Below are 19070 nucleotides of genomic sequence, written 5' to 3'. Positions count from 1 at the left end.
AGAAAGTGAATAGAAAATGGATATACTAATTACAATTATAGTTACTTTTTTTGCCGGCATGGGCGCCGGTCTTGGAACAGGATTTGCAGGCATGAGTGCTGCTGCAGTTATTAGTCCTATATTAATTACATTTCTTGGAATAGACCCTTATATAGCCGTTGGAATTGCTCTGTCATCAGATGTTCTAGCCAGTGCTATTTCAGCTTACACTTATGGGAAACATAAAAATCTCGATGTTCGAAATGGTCTTATAATGATGATAAGTGTTTTGCTTTTCACCGTTGTTGGTAGCTACATTTCAAGCTTAGTGCCTTCGACTACAATGGGAAATTTTTCAGTATTTATGACATTTCTTCTTGGAATTAAATTTATTGTCAAACCAGTTATGACTACTAAAGAGGCTATGGAAAATGTCCCTGCAAAGAAGCGTGCCGTTCAATCCTTAATTTGTGGAATTTTAATTGGATTTATTTGTGGTTTCATTGGTGCAGGAGGTGGCATGATGATGCTTCTTATTCTAACTTCTGTACTTGGTTATGAATTAAAAACAGCCGTTGGAACAAGTGTATTTATTATGAGTTTTACTGCCTTTACAGGAGCCATTTCTCATTTTACCATTGGCGGTATGCCTGATTTTACAGTATGGATTCTTTGTATTGTGTTCACATTGTTGTGGGCAAGAATTGCAGCTGTATTTGCTAATAAAGCAACACCTAAAACCTTAAATAGAGCTACCGGTATTATTCTTGTTATTCTTGGAATTATAGTTATGACTTTTTCAATATTTACATAATATTTCAATTCTCAATTGCCACATAGCTTGTATTGTTACAATTTCTGCAACTACTCTGTATGTTTGGTCATACTGATTCATTTCCTCAAGACGACATTCTAATGTAATAGGCAATTCATCAATAACAGGTGCATCTACTGTTTCACTTTTTACAAGTGTCCAACCTGTCTTTTCCATTTTGTCAGGTGTATCATTACCTGATACAATTGCTTCAACACAAAATGGAATGTTTGCTCCAACTGTTGGAAGTACAACCATCATTACAGGGAACGCAATCTGATATAAAGTGTAATTCAAGCTAAACAGATATTCTGAACAACTAAAGAATACAAAGAACAATACTGGCAAAAGGCTTGCAATTGGAACTGCATGACATACGGATGATACAATATTTCTGAGTTATTCTCTATACTCTACTATTTTATTCTGATTTTTTTTGTTTTAGACCAGGCAGAATATATTTTCTTAGTTTTTCCGTTAATTTTTACTTTTCTGTAAATTCTTGCCCTAACAAAATATTTCTTTTTGCTCTTTAGTCTTTTTATTGTAACTTTAGTTTTCGAAGCCTTAACATTTACTGTTTTGGCTTTTTTAAATTTTCCGTTTGTAGAATATTGTATTTGATAATAACCACCACTAACTGTAATCTTCTTAAACTTAATATTTATCTTCTTAGATACTTTTGTTATTTTTTTAATCACAGGTGCTTTGAGTTTTATTTTTTTAGTTGTTACCTGCGATGTTGTAGTTTGCTTTATTGTGATCTTTGTTTGTTGTGGTGTTGTAACGTTAGTTGGTGTTGTCTGTAAACCTGTTGTTTGCTGTGGTGTTGTTGTCTGTTGTGATGTTTCTATACTGGTTGAACCGTCTTCAGTTTTTGACGCCTCTGCTGTATTTCCGTAGTAACCCATATTTACTTTTCCACCATTAGGTGCAGGCTCGTTTGAGTAATCACTATTTTCATCCCCTGCATCTATACAAGGACTTGATACATCATCAACTACCCACTGTGAATTATACCATCTTCCTGCTTTTGACATTAGATGAAAATCACCATTTTTAGAATCAGCAAACAATGGATCTGTGAATATGCAACCTTCTCCATAACCATAAGTGTTTCCATTCCAAGAATCATTGTAAATACAAGAGTAAGTTATGCTTGATGTATCTATTTCATTATTAAAATCAAAACCTTTCTTATTTCCTGCTATTATGCAATTTTTTATAATTGGTAACTTTGTTAATCTGTTTTTCTTTGCAATGATTCCATAATTATTGTCTGCCATTGTTATATTTTCAAACACTACTTTATCAGCCGTTTCTTCTGAAACTTCTGCCTGTAGTGCCACACCCTCATAATCCTTATAATTGAAATTATGTATTTTACAATTTGATGCTTTAAAAATATTTCCCTTAGGAATTTTACTTCCATATGATGACACAAACATTCCTGTAAAAGAATCATTTTCTATTCCTTCTATGTCTACATTTTCTATTGAAACTCTTCCATAAATATAATCATAATAGCAATCAAAGCCTATATCTAATCCAGTAGACATATTTTTGAAAATACAATCTTTTACAGAAAAAACTAATGGTATTTCTCCATTTAAGCCTTCATCTGTGCTTTTACTAATTATGTTAGCATCTAATCCAACACCATCAAACTGACAATTTTCAAAGGTTGCCTTGCCTTCTAAATATTCTGAAGAAGAATTTTGCTGCAAGGAAATCTTGTCTGCCCCTGTATCTATTCCCCTGCTACTTCCTGAAACAAATTTTATAGGTTCTTCTTTTGTTCCTTTAGCCACTAATTCTCCATTGTAACTTGTTTCTAATGAACTAATCAGATGTGAGGTCCCCGGTTCAAATATTACTTTTGATTTAACGCCATTCTTATAGCCAGTGGTACATGCATAGTACCAATACTCTAATCCTTCCACCTTTCCTAAAGTACTTTCCTCTTTTATCATACTACCTTTAAGTTTAATTAATTTTCCGTAACTTGTAGGGTAATCACATTTATTTTCTTTATAGCTTCTGGTTTCTGGGTTCACATTTGCACCAAATCTGATACAAATCGGAGTACACTCATTTACCTTTCCCTTATCAGTAGATTGACTTCCATGAAATACATTACCTTCAAGCACATAGTCACATTGTCCTTCTAAATCCAGAGCACTCTTGGTTAGTGCTCCTCCTTCCATAGTATAAAATGTATTATTAATTACCTTGGCATTTCCGCCCCATATAACAGATGGATTATATGAGCCCGTTATATTATTTTCAAACACATTATTCTCAATTGTACATTTCAGATTTTCATTGTATAAATATTCATCATAGTAAGCTGAAACACAGGCCTCAATGCCCATTGAAAGTGATTTAAAGGTGGAATTTGACACCTTAATGTTTGCCTCAACTTTATTTCCATCATGGTCTCCATAATAGAGACCTGCCCCTATTTCACTAGGTTGTAGAATATCTCTATTAACTAACTCTGTACTATCAAATTTGCAATTATCAATTGTTAAATTAAATTTAGTTTTTTCTGTTCCATACGATACATCGATAAATCCTTCCGTAAAATCTCTAAACTGTGCACTACCGTTAATGAAATTACAATATTCAAATGTATCTGTAACTTCTCCACTATCAGGAAGTGTTATGTCGATTCCATTCCACCCTGCATGTGTACCAATATTTTTAAAAGTTATAGGTTCATCCTCTGTCCCTTTTGCTTCAATACTCCCATGTTCATCAACCCAGAAAATAGGATATGGTCTATATTTCACATCTGATTTTTCTACTCCATCAAGTCCACCTGTTCCTGTTCCAAACAATACTGTTGTTCCCGGTTCAATTATTAACTTGCACTTTACTGATGGAGCTACAACAGTGTTAACCGAACATATTACATAAGTTTTATCCTTTGTCCATCTCACTATACCTGTTCCATCTTCATCTTCAATATCACTTGATACAATAGTTAAATTCTTATATTTTGAAAGATCCACTGTTTTGCCTGTCTCTGTTTCAGCTGTCTCTTCTCCATATGTATCCGCTACTGGAAGCACCTGTGGCATTCCTCCCAATATTAAACTTAAACATATAATCCAACTAATAAATCTTTTCATAAGTCTCTCCTTTCCTTGCTTGAATCATGCAATCATTAACCTTTCCAAGCTATAAGATTTATGCTTGGAAATATAAATTCATAACCGCATATATGTTTCACTTTCATTCTCCCCAAAAAAGAAAGCACCATATATGAAATACTATTTCATATATGGTGCTTTCTAACAAGTTGACATTTGTCTCAACCTGCATTTATGCTAACATTCTGCCATCTAAATACGAACATCTTAAATAATCCGGATTACTATAATATACGTTAGAATTAAAATTCGAAATTTCATCACTAATAAAAGATGAGAATACCTCTTTAATAGTTTTTTCAATTTCTACATTTGAACTCACAGACACAATTAACATTTGATATACTCTTCCTCAAAATAATTAATTACATCTTTCCTATGATTCTTTGTTTTTCTTGAAATATATTCTATTAATGTACAAAAATAAAAAATGTCATCTTTCAACTCATTATCCATTAACTTTTTCACTCCTTTCAAAAAAGGAATGAACACTTTACTGTTTCATTCCTTTTTGCGTTTCTATGCTAGTAGTTCTCTTACCATTTTTGCATCAAATGTTACTGACTTAACATGATTTACTTCAATCTGATAAAGTGTATTTGCTGTAATATGTTCTGCTGCCTGCTCTAAATCTCTAATACCACTTGTATTTTTATAAATGTCTACAACAGCATCTATAGCCTCTGGTGTCATAATACATTCATCTTCTTTCAAACCAATTCTCTTTAATGTTTTTGGTAATGCAAATTTTGAGAAAATAATTTTCTTTTCTTCTGCTGTATAATCAGGTAATTCAATTACTGCAAATCTTGACATAAGTGGTGCACTAATCTGTGACTTATCGTTAGCTGTAGCAATTGGATAAACGCCCACTGTTGGAATCATACATTCCATATAGTTATCTGTAAAACCAAGATTATCAAGAAGTGTTAATAACACATCAGCCGGATTTCCTTTTCCGTTGCCTGATGTAGCCTTGTCTAATTCGTTAATAATAAATACCAGATTTGACTCCCCTGCTACTGAAAAAGCATCCATAATAATACCAGGTTTTGCATTTGTGTATATACGTGAACTTCCTGTTAATTGCTCTGGATCATTAATTGAACTCATATCTAAAGTTGTCCAAGGTAATTTCAAAATACGTGCTACTGCGTAAGCTATCTGAGATTTACCTGTTCCTGCAGGTCCTACTAAAAGTAGTCCATACGCCGGAAGTGTATGTGTTCTGTTAATCTGAATAATTGTCTCGATAATTCTCTGTTTAACTTTTTCCATTCCGTAAAGTTCTTCATCAAGAATTCTTCTTGCTTCATCAGGATCAATTGATTCGAAATAATTATTTTTCCATTGAACATTCATCATAATGGAAAGTGCTCTTTGAGCGTGATGTCTTTCTTCCTGTGAAACTTCATTAGAACGGGCTACTGCCAAATTTCTTCTCGCCCATAAACGAATATTATCAGGTAAAGTCTTTCCTGCACAATTCATAAAATCAGTAATGCTCTGAAGACTTGTCAGTTTCATGCTGTCTCCCTCTTCCTCCTGATCTTCATCTTCCACTTCTTCTGCAGGTGGATTGCTTGCTAATAGTCTTTCAATCATAAACTGAAGGAAGCCGTCCTCAGCAGAAAGCTTTGTTCCACCGCCAAATGCAATTTCGCGAATTTTATACACCGCATATCCTTCTTCCTGATTTTCACCTGACAATCTTACATTTATATGATTTTCACCAAGCCATTTAAGTAGGCTTACAAATCTTGAATCTATTTTCAAAATATCAGCGCTAACTGTTCCGTCCTCTTCATTAAATTCAAAAGAAGTTTTTTTGATAGGATTTGTGAACACACCACTGGAATGATGCTTCCACTGACGATTCTTATTATCCAAAAACATTATTGGATGTTCCTTTGAAGCTATGCTCTCACTTGAAGCAAACGTTGTGTATGTAACTTCACCTTTTTTATTTTCATCTGGTGTACTGTTAAAATCAAATACTGGCATACTTTTCTCCTTTATGCAAATACAAATTAATATTTATGTTTTTTATCCTTTGATATTTTAACATAATATTAGAAGTGCAACAATGTTATAAAACATAAAGTTAAAAAAGTTTATTTAACTACCACATGGCATTTAGCTACTTTTCCACCTATGTTGATATACACATCTGTTTGTCCAACTCCCACAGCCTGTATATCAACTAAATCTCCCATATCATTTATAATTTGTACAATTGATTTATCTGCAACTGTCCATTTTGTAGCGTAATATTCATACCACTTATTTGGTGTTACATTTTTTATGTATAGCGTATGAATTTCCGACTGATTCATAATAATGTTTGTCTCTGTTAATGATATACTACTGATTTTAGGTTTCTTAACTAAAACGCTACATTTTATTTTCTTTCCATGAACCTTTGCTATTACTTTCGCTCTACCTGTTTCGACTGCCTTGATTTTTCCTTTCTTTACTCTTACAACATCACTATCACTTGTAATCCATTTCACGTGATGCTTACAGCCCTTAATTTTAACCTTGCTACTTTGTCCAACTAATAATGATATATTACCTTTATTTAGTTTAGGATCTTCAACTGTGACTTTACATTGTTTTTTCTGACTTCCCACCTTCGCAATAATTGTGGTTTTTCCTGCCTTTTTTGCTGTAACCTTTCCACTATCTGAAACTTTAGCTACTGCAGTTTTAGTTGATATCCATTTTACCTTTGATGTTACATTTTTCACTTTTAATTTTCCTGTTTTTCCTTTAAGTAAAAACATTGTTTTTTTATTAATTTTTATTGGCTTAACTTTTACCTTTGTGACTTTTGTCACCGTCTTTTTATGTGTGCCTTTAGAACTATTTTCCGAAGGTGCTCCATTGGGAAAACATTTACTACATGGTGTTAATCCACTTGCTTTTGCCGCTGATAATGTTGAAGGCTGATAATTGCCTCTTCCACATGCATGTGTATGATATTTTGAACCTGTTGGTGTTACATATACTATAATATCCGCTTTAACTGATATAGATGTTCCGTAGGTTCCACCGCCTAACACCAAAGTAAAAATCATTATCCATGCCCAAAATTTAGTTTTAAAATTCCTACAATTTTTTTCCATAATGTTCTCTCCTTTTTTTGTTTATTTTTAACTGTGTCCTTACAATTAATTTTACTACCACAATTAATATGTTTCAACTTAAAACAAAGAATATAGCTTGCGACATTCTAAGCACCGAGTGCGTGCCCTCCCGCAATTATTTTCTTTTCTCACGAGTGTGCATCCCTAGTGGAACGTTTATTTATGTAATAAGAAATTACGGAGAATTTTCTTATTACATAATAAAAAGAAGTTTACCTTTGTTGTTCTTTCAGTTGGTGTTACTTTTGCGGGTACCTTTTTGTTGTATGCTTTTGAACCTGCTATATTGTATTCGCTTAAATTGTATGTTCCAACATTTCCTGTTTCTTCAGTTACAGTGAATTTTGCCTTGTCAAGAACACTGTCACCTGAGACAAATCAAGTTCACCACCATAATATTTGTTAAATGTATCAGGTGTTAAGTTAACGTATACTCTGGAAATACTAAAATTTCGTCGCCATCATTTTTAGCATCCTTAATGTATTTTTTATGTAATGGAAATTCAAACGAATCTTCCCATTACACAAAAAAGAGGACAACAACATCTTTTTGTAGACGTCCTTGTCCTCTTGCCTTTTGCTTAAATGGCATTTTATGTATAAACAGTTAAAATGTCAACGAATTGCTTTTCAATATTAACAATAAAAGGTAGGTTCCTGAATTTATTAATATTTCTGTTTTTTTAATAATGTTATTGCCTTACTATATATTGTCAACACATTATTAAATACCGTTACCTTTTCTGTAGTTTTATGTCTTACCATTTTAAATCGATTACTAACGCATCTGCTTTATCGTACTGTAAAAGTGTACTCTGGTCATTTACGTCATCATAGCAGAATCCATATGCGAATCCTAAAACTGAATGTCTATGGAAGAATCCTGCGTAGAAGTTGTTTACGCTGTTCTTGTAGTATTCACTTGGTTTGTAATACTTGTCAGGTTCGGTAGCAACACCTCTGTTAAATGCTGCACATAACTGAGCTTCAATTGCCTTCTCTGTGCCGTTACCTTTATCGAATGCACCTTTTCCTTCTAATACATCCTGTGTAGTCGGCTTATCAATTGTGTAAACTGTAGAATCATTTGCTTTTGTAAACTGCATCTGATTTCCTACTACTCTTCCTGTAAAGTTTCCTGCTTCTGTGCTAAACTGCAAAGTTTCCCTTGAATATTTATTCCAGAATTCATTTATATAGTTGTCAAAATAATTTCCATATTTTTCTCCAACGTTAAATTTAGACTTACATGGTGCCATGATTCTGTCATCTCTTACTAATGTTTTGAATGCTTCCGGAGCTTCATTCTTAAATGCATTAAAGATTTCGTCCCTTGTTCCAATGTCTCCTACAACCTTGTCGTAACCACCATATGTGGCACTTCCTACAAGACGTGTAATCATTGGGAAGCAGAAGTAATCAACTCTTGTTGTATTTCCCCAATAGAATTTGCCTTCTATTGTAAATTCTGCAAATTCAAACAAAGTGTTTGCATTTACATCGCCTGGATTGTTAAGATCCGGTCCCGCATATCCTGTTGTTCCTACAAATTTAAGGTAAACCGGTTTCCCATAACTGATATACATTCTTCCTGAGCGGATTGTCGGTGTATAAACATAATCTGCTTCTGCAAGTGTATGATAAATATTTGCATATTTGTCATTGCCTACCTGAACTGTATTAAGGCTCTCTGAAGCCGGAATCATATTTCCGTCTTTATCTAAATAGCAAAGCTGATTATTAGCGTTTTTTCCAACTATACACCAGTAAATCTCATTATCGCTGTACTTTCCATTTGTTTTATTATTAAGTTCTATTGCAATTCTGTCATTCTTCATAGGAACATTTTCCTTTAATTGTGGCTTAAGTTCTTCAGGACATGTCTCAGGTTCTGTTTCTCTTTCGCCTACTCCTGTAATGGCAATTGTTTCTTCTACCCTTACAGACTCTCTGTTTCCAACTACAGTTGCTACCGCTACTGTATGAGTTCCTTCTGTATATACAGGAAGTGTGAAACTGCCACATGACACACCTGTACGTCTTCTTTCACCATCTACATATACATTGTAGCAGTCTATATCCCCACGGCCCCATACTACTCGGAGATATCCTGTACCTGCTGCTTCAACCTTCATTCCAAATGGTTTTGCAATACTGCTATCTGTTGTAAAAGTAAGCCCTGTTGTTGGATTCTCTGATGATGGCTTAGTTGTTGTTGCAGGTTTTGTTGTTGTAGGCTGTGTTGTTGATGGTTTCGTTGGTTCAGAACTGTTTGTTGTTGTCTGGTTATCTCCACTTCCACCAAGGTCCACTTTAATATCTACACCTTGACTTTCTTTTCCATTAAGATATCCCTTAATAGTAATTACATGTTTTCCACCTGTAGCAAATACATGAGTAATTGCTGTAGGCTTTACGCCCTGTTCTCCTAAAACTCCATCATAGTATATGTTGAATGTCTGACCACTACTTATAATTTCGTTATCATTTCCCCAAACAAATTGTACCGATAAACCATCTATTCCTAAAATTGACTGTCCAAAAGCTTCTTTTGGTCCCGGCTTTCCATCGTCAACTGTTGTTGTAGTCTTAGCTGTGGTTGGTGCCTGTGTTGTCTGTACTGGTACTTTTGTTGTTACCGGTGCCTGTGTTGTCTGTACTGGTGCTTTTGTTGTTTCTACCTTTGTTGTCTGTACAGGTGCTTTTGTTGTTTCTACCTTTGTTGTCTGTACAGGTGCTTTTGTTGTTACCGGTGCCTGTGTTGTCTGTACTGGTGCTTTTGTTGTTACCGGTGCCTGTGTTGTCTGCACTGGAGCTTTTGTTGTTGCAGGCACTGTTGGCTTTACAGTTGGTTTAGTAGTCTGTTTCTTTGCAACTACTTTAACCTTGCATTTTAATTTTTTCTTGCCGACTTTTGCAGTTACAACTGTTTTACCAGGTTTGATTCCCTTTATTTTTCCTTTTTTTGTAACTTTAACAATTTTCTTGTTTGCTGATTTCCACTTAACTTTTTTCTTAGCCTTATTCTTTTTAACTTTTAATTTTACTGTCTTTCCAACAGTAATTGTTACCTTTTTCTTGTTAAGTTTTGGACTTGCGGCTGATACATTAAACACTAATCCGTTTGCCATACTTAGTGTAAGAACAAGTGTTAATAGTATCGCCATAAATTTTGATTTTTTCATTCTCTCTAAATCCTTTCTTATTATTAAAGTTTATTGCTATGTAGTTTGACTATTTAACTTTGGTTAATTAATCTTAACTACTTTAACTTTACTCCATTTGCCGTAGCTTATAGTTCCCTTTGTCTTGCTAAAAGCTCTTGCCTTAATGTAATATTTCTTAACTACTTTGAGTTTTTTAATGTTAATTGTGTTAGTAAGTTTTTTAATAGTTTTTGTCACTGTTGTTTTTTTCTTAAATTTCTTTGACGTGGAAACTTTAACCTGATAGCCCTTTGCTCCTTTAATCTTTTTAAGCGTTAATTTAATCTTCTTAACATTCTTTTTCTTTGAAGCTTTGGCAATTTTAGTTTTTCCTAACTTAACCTTAGTTGAGTCAACCTTATTAGCTGTAGTTGTCTGCTGCACAGTTTCAGGTGCTTTTGTTGTTCCTAATGTTGTTGAAGTATTTGGTTGTTTTATTGTCGTCGTTACTTCCTGCTTGTTAGTTGTTGTCTGTTGTTTTGTTGTCGTTACTTCCTGTTTGCTAGTTGTTGTCTGTTGTTTTGTCGTCGTTACTTCCTGTTTGCTAGTTGTTGTCTGTTGTTTTGTTGTCGTTACTTCCTGTTTGCTAGTTGTTGTCTGTTGTTTTGTTGTCGTTACTTCCTGTTTGCTAGTTGTTGTCTGTTGTTTTGTTGTCGTTACTTCCTGTTTGCTAGTTGTTGTCTGTTGTTTTGTTGTCGTTACTTCCTGTTTGCTAGTTGTTGTCTGTTGTTTTGTTGTCGTTACTTCCTGTTTGCTAGTTGTTGTCTGTTGTTTTGTTGTCGTTACTTCCTGTTTGCTAGTTGTTGTCTGTTGTTTTGTTGTCGTTACTTCCTGTTTGCTAGTTGTTGTCTGTTGTTTTGTTGTCGTTACTTCCTGTTTGCTAGTTGTTGTCTGTTGTTTTGTTGTCGTTACTTCCTGTTTGCTAGTTGTTGTCTGTTGTTTTGTTGTCGTTACTTCCTGTTTGCTAGTTGTTGTCTGTTGTTTTGTTGTCGTTACTTCCTGTTTGCTAGTTGTTGTCTGTTGTTTTGTTGTCGTTACTTCCTGTTTGCTAGTTGTTGTCTGTTGTTTTGTTGTCGTTACTTCCTGTTTGCTAGTTGTTGTCTGTTGTTTTGTTGTCGTTACTTCCTGTTTGCTAGTTGTTGTCTGCTGTTTTGTTGTCGTTACTTCCTGTTTGCTAGTTGTTGTCTGCTGTGATGTTGTTGCTTCCTGCTGCTTTGTTGTAGTTGTTTGCTGTGATGTTGTTGTTACATCACTACCTTCAGGCATTGACTTATTTGTAATTGTGATTTTTGCAACGCCACCTGCATATGTTATTTCAACGTTATTTGTCCTTTTTGTAAGCTTTGACAAATAAATCCATGTGCCTGCACCCTGAATAGCGGTTGCATCCAATGCTACACCGTTTACCTTAACATCGCTGATACCTGCCGGAACGTTCACATAAATACCAGGTTCTGTAGCATTTCCTGCCTGCTGAATATTTACTACTTCTTTAATATTCTCCATTGAATCTTTATCATAGTAATATGTATTTTCTGCTCCACCTTTAATTTCTGTTAAATTAGAAGGAGTTACAGTACCACCTGTTGTCTGATTTTCTTTGGACGTTGATGTTACCTGAGATGTTTCTTTACTTGTATCCTGTCCATCTGAAACCTCAGTTACTGTTACATTTGAGAAATTCAATGTTGTTCCTGAATCAACGTTTTGTAAGTTAAATACTAATTTCATAGTGTCAGAGTTTGCCGTAAAAGTTCCATGTAAAACATTTTTTCCTGCAATAAGTCCCTGATTAAACAACTCTGTTTGGCTACCATCTTCTTTCATCAGAATAGCCGGAGTTACTCCGTCAGAATCCACATCTACACTAACATTATACTTTTTACCTTTCGTTACTGAAATATCTTTTACAAATGCTTGTATTCCCCAATTTTGCTTCTTGTTATCAATGATTTTTATTTTAAAATTATCTAAACTTTCGCCACCTGAATACTTGGCATAAGTTCCATCCCAAATATTGTAGCCCCAATCTCCAAGAACAACTCTACTGTTTTGACATACTGTCATTCCATCACCTCTAGTTGTTAGCTCAGGATTTGTCACACCTTCAGTTGACTTTGCTCTTCTAAATGAGCTGTCTGTTCCCTGATATACACGAACATAATCCACATACATTGTTGCATCTGTGAAACTATCGCTGATTGTTTGTCCAAGTGTAAATGGTGAATTTTTACTACCAATTGCTAAATTTAAAAGAATAAAATGATCTTTTTGGAATTCTTCCATTTCATCACTTGATATGTTAAGTGTTTCAAAGCAAGTGTCATCTACAAAAAACTTGATAACGTCTTCGTACCATTCAACAGCATATTTATGCCACTGATTCATATCGCCAATATAACCATATTGACCATTGATTTCACTACCAATCCATTGGTGAGCGTAACCTGCTGATGTACCTGTTCCACTATTATAATGTAGTGTTCCAATAACATTCTGCTCTGCATTTCTGTGTTCCATAATATCTATCTCACCACAATATGGCCATGGTGCTCCACTTTCGATATCATTTCCCATCATCCAAAATGCAGGCCACACACCTGACTGCATTCCGTTTTCTGTTCTGATTTTTGCTTCTATTCTTCCATATCTTAAATATTGTTTATTTAATGATTTTAATCTACCTGATGTTATACTATCTCCAGACTTGATTGCCTTAATTGCCAGTGCCCTTCCATCTGAAGAATTTGAATCACCTGACACATCTGCAATATATACATTATCTGTACTGTTTGTATAATACTGACGTTCTGCATTTCCCCAGCCACCATTTCCTACTCCTATATCGTAAGACCATACTGACTGATCAGGTGCACCTCCAACAGTTTGATTGAATTCATCATTCCATACTAACTTCCATGTCTCGCTTCCCTGTGATGACTGTACTGCCGCGTTTACCTTTTTTGCCGGACTAAATGCTATTCCTGAAAATAACATTGTAACGCTTGTAGCTACAGCTATAATTTTCTTAAACATAATGCTTTTACGTAATACTTTCTACTAAGTATTATGCGCTCCTTCCTCTGTTAATCTATTCGGTCAAAAATGAATAAAAACAATTTTATTCGTCTACATTCTATACTAACATACCCCCATTTTTTCAACAACAAAACCTAAAATTTAGCCACCATTCTAAAAAAATGACACCTGAACAGTATTATTCTTTCATAAAACCATTTTTAGTGTTCTTTTAAATTTCATATTTTTTATTCAAAATATCCAATGTATTTTACATGATGTTTCCCCTTTGGAAACAGGTATTTGTATAAGTCTACAAAGTAGTCATCTGTCATGCTTGCAATATAATCAACTACCTTTTCATTTGCCTCGTTTTCATCATAATCTTCATTTGTATAATATTTTGCTCTTTCATTAATGTAATTAATGTGATGTTTATACAATACCGAATTCTTATTATGAGCCTTTGCATCCTTCAAAAGCTTCTCGTAGATTTCTTCCATCATCGGATTGATTTCTTCTTCGTAAACCTTTTTAACTTTTGAATTACCATAAATTAAAGAATAGTTTTCTCTCTTTCCCTGTGAAAAAGCTTCAAAGAAATCTTCATCCATTTTCAGGTAGTCTTTGCCATAACTATTTTCCACAATATTTACAATCATGTTGTTAATAATCTCGGAATTGGTAGTTCCGATTTTACCTTCGTAGTATTTTGGCGATGTCTCAAAAAGTCCCAACTCCTGAGCGTCCTGTCTGTCTTTTCCAAGGTATGCAATAATATCTGAAATTCTCATGACACATGCCTCTAGGGTCGCCGGTATTAACTTGGTGTTAGCCTCTTTATTTACATAACACTCTTCAACTTTCTTATCGTAAATATCAAAATCTCTATACGCAATCGGCTTGTATTTTTCCAGCTCCATCTCACCATTGTGGCATAGTATTCCGTCCAACGTTTCCATACTAAGATTCAGATTAAAAATCTGATCAAGAACTCTTACGCTATGAACATTGTGATTAAAATATCTTCCGGTGTTTCCATTGTATAATTCATTTAGTTTGTGCTCTCCTGCATGACCAAATGGTGTGTGACCAATGTCATGTCCTAATGAAATAGCTTCTATTAAATCCGTATTCAGCCCCAGCAACCCACCAATGTTTCTGGCTATTCTTGATACCAACTGCACATGACTGGAACGCCTTGAAATATCATCATTTCTGTATAATGAAAATACCTGTGTTTTGTCAGCATAACGATTATACATTGGTAGATGTAGGATTTTCTCACAGTCACGTACAAACGCCGGTCTTAGAAGTTTGTTTTTATCCCAGTCCATCTTTCTACGAAGAGCATCCTCATTGCGAAAAGCGTATGGATTTACCACGTGATTAGCTCGGTCCTGTTCTATTTTTTCCTGTAATTCTTTTGATAAGTCGTTGTATTTTGGCATAGGTCCTCCATGATTTTTGATTAATCCGATGCCTTAAAATTATAAATTGGTTTGATAACCTCAATTATGTCTACGGCATCTGCAATATCATCTATTATATCATCAATTGCCTTATATGCCATAGGTGCTTCATCTAAAGTATACTCATTTATTGATGTAGTATAAATATCCTTCATTGCGTCTTTGTACTCATCTATGCTCAATGTATTTTTCGCCATTGTTCTTGACATTATCCTGCCTGCTCCATGTGGTGCTGAATAATTCCAGTCAGGATTCCCCTTACCATACGCTAAAACACTTCCGTCTCTCATGTTAATAGGTATAAGAATTTTTTCACCTTTGTGTGCTGCAATTGCTCCTTTTCTTAAAATCATTTCCTCTGTATCAATATAGTTATGAATTGTATGAAAGGGAGTATCCATTGCCGTCAAATTCATTTTCTCCAAAATAATTTCTGCCATTTTTTCACGATTTCTTCTTGCAAATCTCTGACAAATTTCTACATCATGTAAATATCTGTCTAAATATTTTCCTGATAAATAGCATAAATCTTCCGGTATAGTAGTCTCTTTGTTCTCTCTATCCCATTTCAACTTGGCAAGCGCCTGTTGTATCTCTTTTCTTCTTCCCTGCTCTTTGTACGTTCTAATTATTTCTTCCCGTTTATCTAAATATTCTCCAATTCCCCTGTCCAAATCCATGGCTAATTTCTGATAAATTTCCGCAACCTGTTTTCCCAGATTTCTACTTCCTGAATGTATTACCAAGTATTTAGTTCCATCAGCAGATTTATCAACCTCTATAAAATGGTTTCCACCACCAAGGGTTCCTATACTTCTTACAAGTCTTCTTGTATCTTTCAACTCTCTAAAGCAATATAATTCTTCTAAATTAAACTTTTCCTTTTTGCCTTCCCATACTTCTTTACCTGATGGGATATAATGACAAATCTCATCTAATTTCTTTAAGTCAAGTTCTCCCTTTCCTAAATTAACAGTGTACATTCCACAGCCAATGTCTACACCTACTACATTTGGAACTGCCTTATCTTTTATAGTCATGGTTGTTCCAATCGTACATCCTTTTCCTGCATGTACATCAGGCATAATTCTAACTTTTGAACCTTCCGTAAAATCATAATCACACATTCTTCTTATCTGATCAATTGCCATATCCTCTACTACCGATGCATAACATATGGCAGTTGCCACTTTTCCTTTTATTTCAAACATATTCTCACCTTCCCTTTTGCTGTATGTATCTATTTACTATCTGCAAGATGCTCAAAATAAGAAAATCTGTATATTACCAATTGTCTTTGCTGTTAGCATCTTTACACTTGATAATATACAGATTTTGGGAAAAATAATCTTGGAAAAAAAGTTGCGAACTACCAATTAAGCATTTCGATTTGCTTTTTTAACCTATTTTTCATTTCACTTTTTAACTCTGACGGACTTTTAATATTAACCAAACTTCCAAAATTCATAATCTGAATTAAAATATCCGTTTCATCTTCTTCGTTGTAATCCATAGTCATTAAATATTTTTCATCATCTACTCTTTCTACTTGTTTTTTATAGCAGGCAAATTTCATCATCACCCTTTCAAGAGCATTTCTCTCATCAATGATTTCAAGAATCAACTGATTCTTTTCTTTTTTACAAATTTTTTCACTGGAATTAAAATGCTCATCTAATACTTCCAGTTCAACTATTCTATCTATATTCAATGTACTAATATATTCGTTTTGACCACATATAACTCTAAACTTGTCATCTTTATCCGAATATTCTATTTTTATTGGACAATATTTTCGTTTTCGAATAGCATTTTTTCTGGTTTTATATTTAACCTTTACCATTAATTGATTTTCAATTGCATAAACAATATTTCTAAATTCTTCAATATAAACGGGATTCTCGAAATCATCACCATCTGTATATCTGTCAAAATAAACAATGTCATCCGGATTATATAATGGTTCAATATTATCCATTTTCTCTGTATTTTCATTAAATAATTTGAATTTAGAGTCATTTGATATTGTTTTTAACCAGCGCTTTTCAATCATTGTTAGCGGCATCCTTGGTTTATTCAAGATTGGTGTCTTCATGTTCTCGTCTATTAATTGCCATTGTTGATTTTTTATTGAAGGAACTATGGTAAGATTGCTTTCTTCGAAAGCATACTGCTTTGATAAATCATTTAATTTTCTGTCAGTTAACTCTCCATCTATTGCGTTTTCTATTATTTTTGAAACTGCATTATAGTAGCAACCGTATACTTCATTAAAAATCATCACATCACCTCATACCACTTTGCCATTTTCACAATATCAAATTTCAACTGATTTACTACCTCAGGATTATCGCACTTTATCTTTTTTATTCTTCCTATAAAAGTTCTTATCCACGTAATCATTTCATTCGAATCGTATACATCTGCAGTAAATCTATATGTGTTATCATCAATTTTTTCTATTTTTCCACATCTCTTTTCTCTACTGAGACGCTTAACAATATAGTCCTCTCCCTGCTCAACATTTATATCTATTTCTATATGTTCATAGTTTTTGCCCTTGTCACAAACAACACCCCACATATGTTTTACTCTGTTTTGATAATCTCTTAAATACGAATCATAATTTTCAATTATTTCGCCTAATTGCACACTTTTAATATAATCGATTCTAAAAGACATTTGCTTTCCATACATATTTGAACATATCAAGTAATTCCTTCCTCCTTGCGTACTTACATACAACTTTAATGGAACCACTTTCCATTCTGACATAACTTTATTTCTTCTTGATTGATTTGCAATCATTAATTGTCTTCTCTCATAAATCCCCCGAAGTATCTTTTCAATTATTTCCGTATCATAAGCATTCATTATGTAGTGATTTTTAAAAGCCAGATATTCTTTCTCCTGCTCCATTTTGTCTTCTAAATAACTTCCCACAACACCCAGCATGTTTTCTTCTGAAAAAAATCTAATTGCCTCTTTATATTCAGATATATCTAACTCATCTTCTACAATTTTATATAAAACCTGACGGCCTTCTTTTTTTGATTCTATAATTCCTAATTGAATGTATTCCTTTAATTTCTTTCTTAAAGTAGATTCATCAAAACACATTGGCTCCTGAAAATTATATAGGTAATCATTATCTATACTTGTCAGTAACTCTTTTAACGTATAATAATTACCATCAGCTAAAATATCTAAAATTATAAAATGTAATGTTATGTCCTTATCAGTAAAACTTTTTGATTTAAAAGCCTTATACAGTGGATTGTGTGTATTTTCCGTTCCGTCCATGGATATATACACATTTTTTCCTGCTTGAGTTTGTCTGAAACAAACATATTCTCCTAAATAGCTTTCTATACGTCGTCTTTCATTGTCATAGCTTCTTGCACTTTTTTCATCGAATTCTTCTCGCGTCTTAAAACCATATATATAAAATTCCTTCATGTAATCTCTTATTTTAGAAAAATTCTTAATTAACTCCGAATAAGCCATACTGTCCTTTCATTACATTAACCTTAACTGTTTTCGATTATTTCTTCCAAACTTTTATCTAACCCTACCTTCTCTATTTCATTAAAAATAGGATTAATTACTTCTATATCTTCTTCCAAATCGTCTGCTATTTCTTCTACAGTTTTTCCTCTTTTGATTTTCTTATATACCATTTCAATAAGCTTTCTGCGTTCTCCAAATTCAATGCCCTGAGCTTTGCCAATTTCTATCCCCTTTTCTTTACCAACTTCAACGCCATCGTTATACGTGTTTTCCAATGTCTGCTTTTCGTTATACTCTGTCAAGAACATTTTAACCACCTCCGCCTTATTTTCCAGCAGAAATTCTCACAACACATCTTCATTTATACATTCATCCACAGCCATTTTCACTGCTTCCTCGTCACTGAAATCCTTACCGGAATACTTACTGATATACTCTCTCATCCTACTTGTTAGTATAACATATTCCTTTAGGACTTTACACTTTGAAATCAAACTATTATTATTTCCCGTATTTATATTTATCACTTTAGCAGTCCATTCAAACTCTCCCTTATCCTCAGGATGAGCAAATGCATCTGACAGTTTTAGTTCTATTACCTCATCCTTTTTTTCTGTTCCATTGTATTCAAGTGTTTGTTGTTGCAACCTCTACTGTCTTCTGCCTCTGAAGACTGTACGTTTCCTGCTTCATATACACCTTCACTTGCCCAACATTCCTGCCATGTAAGTCCTGCATACACATATTTGTTTGTTTTGACTTAT

The 19070-nt window shown here is 33.8% G+C and carries 16 protein-coding genes; 1 reads left to right on the top strand and 15 read right to left on the bottom strand.

What is annotated here, in order from left to right; genetic code table 11:
• Positions 1–16 precede the first annotated feature (16 nt).
• The gene (locus tag DW006_RS10520) at positions 17–793 is read left to right on the top strand and encodes a sulfite exporter TauE/SafE family protein (RefSeq protein WP_118000430.1); all 777 of its coding nucleotides are present in this window, start codon (positions 17–19) and stop codon (positions 791–793) included.
• Here the strand turns inward: DW006_RS10520 and DW006_RS10515 are convergent.
• From DW006_RS10515 to DW006_RS10450, 15 genes are all read right to left on the bottom strand, one after another.
• A complete protein-coding gene (locus DW006_RS10515; RefSeq protein ID WP_118000428.1) occupies positions 779–1090 on the bottom strand; it encodes a hypothetical protein in 312 nt (103 codons plus the stop codon). The two genes, DW006_RS10520 and DW006_RS10515, sit on opposite strands and share 15 nt — an antisense overlap.
• A gap of 119 nt (positions 1091–1209) precedes the next feature.
• Positions 1210–3930 (bottom strand): hypothetical protein, encoded by a 2721-nt coding sequence (locus DW006_RS10510; RefSeq protein ID WP_118000426.1) that lies wholly within the window; start codon positions 3928–3930, stop codon positions 1210–1212.
• A 193-nt stretch (positions 3931–4123) separates the two neighbouring features.
• Positions 4124–4288 (bottom strand): hypothetical protein, encoded by a 165-nt coding sequence (locus DW006_RS12460; protein ID WP_347475135.1) that lies wholly within the window; start codon positions 4286–4288, stop codon positions 4124–4126.
• Positions 4282–4407, bottom strand: coding sequence for a hypothetical protein (locus DW006_RS12455; protein ID WP_347475134.1), 126 nt, complete (start codon positions 4405–4407; stop codon positions 4282–4284). Before DW006_RS12455 ends, DW006_RS12460 begins: the two co-directional genes overlap by 7 nt.
• Before the next feature lie 63 nt (positions 4408–4470).
• Positions 4471–5955 (bottom strand): AAA family ATPase, encoded by a 1485-nt coding sequence (locus tag DW006_RS10500; protein ID WP_118000424.1) that lies wholly within the window; start codon positions 5953–5955, stop codon positions 4471–4473.
• A gap of 110 nt (positions 5956–6065) precedes the next feature.
• Entirely contained in the window at positions 6066–7079 is a 1014-nt protein-coding gene (locus tag DW006_RS10495; RefSeq protein WP_118000422.1) for an Ig-like domain-containing protein, read from the bottom strand.
• A gap of 779 nt (positions 7080–7858) precedes the next feature.
• A complete protein-coding gene (locus DW006_RS10490; RefSeq protein ID WP_118000420.1) occupies positions 7859–10285 on the bottom strand; it encodes a glycoside hydrolase family 64 protein in 2427 nt (808 codons plus the stop codon).
• A 63-nt stretch (positions 10286–10348) separates the two neighbouring features.
• Positions 10349–13342, bottom strand: coding sequence for a glycoside hydrolase family 16 protein (locus DW006_RS10485; protein ID WP_118000418.1), 2994 nt, complete (start codon positions 13340–13342; stop codon positions 10349–10351).
• A 230-nt stretch (positions 13343–13572) separates the two neighbouring features.
• Complete coding sequence (locus DW006_RS10480) at positions 13573–14775, bottom strand: HD domain-containing protein (protein WP_118000416.1); 1203 nt, start codon at positions 14773–14775, stop codon at positions 13573–13575.
• A 20-nt stretch (positions 14776–14795) separates the two neighbouring features.
• Positions 14796–16007 (bottom strand): RtcB family protein, encoded by a 1212-nt coding sequence (locus tag DW006_RS10475; protein WP_118000414.1) that lies wholly within the window; start codon positions 16005–16007, stop codon positions 14796–14798.
• Positions 16008–16165: 158 nt separating this feature from the next.
• A complete protein-coding gene (locus DW006_RS10470; RefSeq protein WP_118000412.1) occupies positions 16166–17077 on the bottom strand; it encodes a WYL domain-containing protein in 912 nt (303 codons plus the stop codon).
• Positions 17077–18255: a WYL domain-containing protein gene (locus tag DW006_RS10465; protein WP_158561119.1), complete on the bottom strand. Its 1179-nt coding sequence runs from the start codon at positions 18253–18255 to the stop codon at positions 17077–17079. Before DW006_RS10465 ends, DW006_RS10470 begins: the two co-directional genes overlap by 1 nt.
• A 71-nt stretch (positions 18256–18326) precedes the next feature.
• Positions 18327–18614 (bottom strand): hypothetical protein, encoded by a 288-nt coding sequence (locus DW006_RS10460; RefSeq protein WP_118000408.1) that lies wholly within the window; start codon positions 18612–18614, stop codon positions 18327–18329.
• A gap of 36 nt (positions 18615–18650) precedes the next feature.
• Positions 18651–18953 carry a hypothetical protein gene (locus tag DW006_RS11980; protein WP_147337652.1) on the bottom strand — a complete coding sequence of 101 codons (303 nt, stop codon included), beginning with the start codon at positions 18951–18953 and terminating at the stop codon, positions 18651–18653.
• Positions 18902–19048 (bottom strand): penicillin-binding Tp47 domain A-containing protein, encoded by a 147-nt coding sequence (locus DW006_RS10450; RefSeq protein WP_118000404.1) that lies wholly within the window; start codon positions 19046–19048, stop codon positions 18902–18904. Before DW006_RS10450 ends, DW006_RS11980 begins: the two co-directional genes overlap by 52 nt.
• Positions 19049–19070 lie beyond the last annotated feature (22 nt).

Origin of the sequence: Eubacterium sp. AF36-5BH (assembly GCF_003460505.1) — a bacterium.
Lineage (GTDB): Bacteria > Bacillota > Clostridia > Lachnospirales > Lachnospiraceae > Eubacterium_G.
Note: the sequence above shows the minus strand (reverse complement) of the source record. Positions and strands in the feature narration are given on the sequence as shown.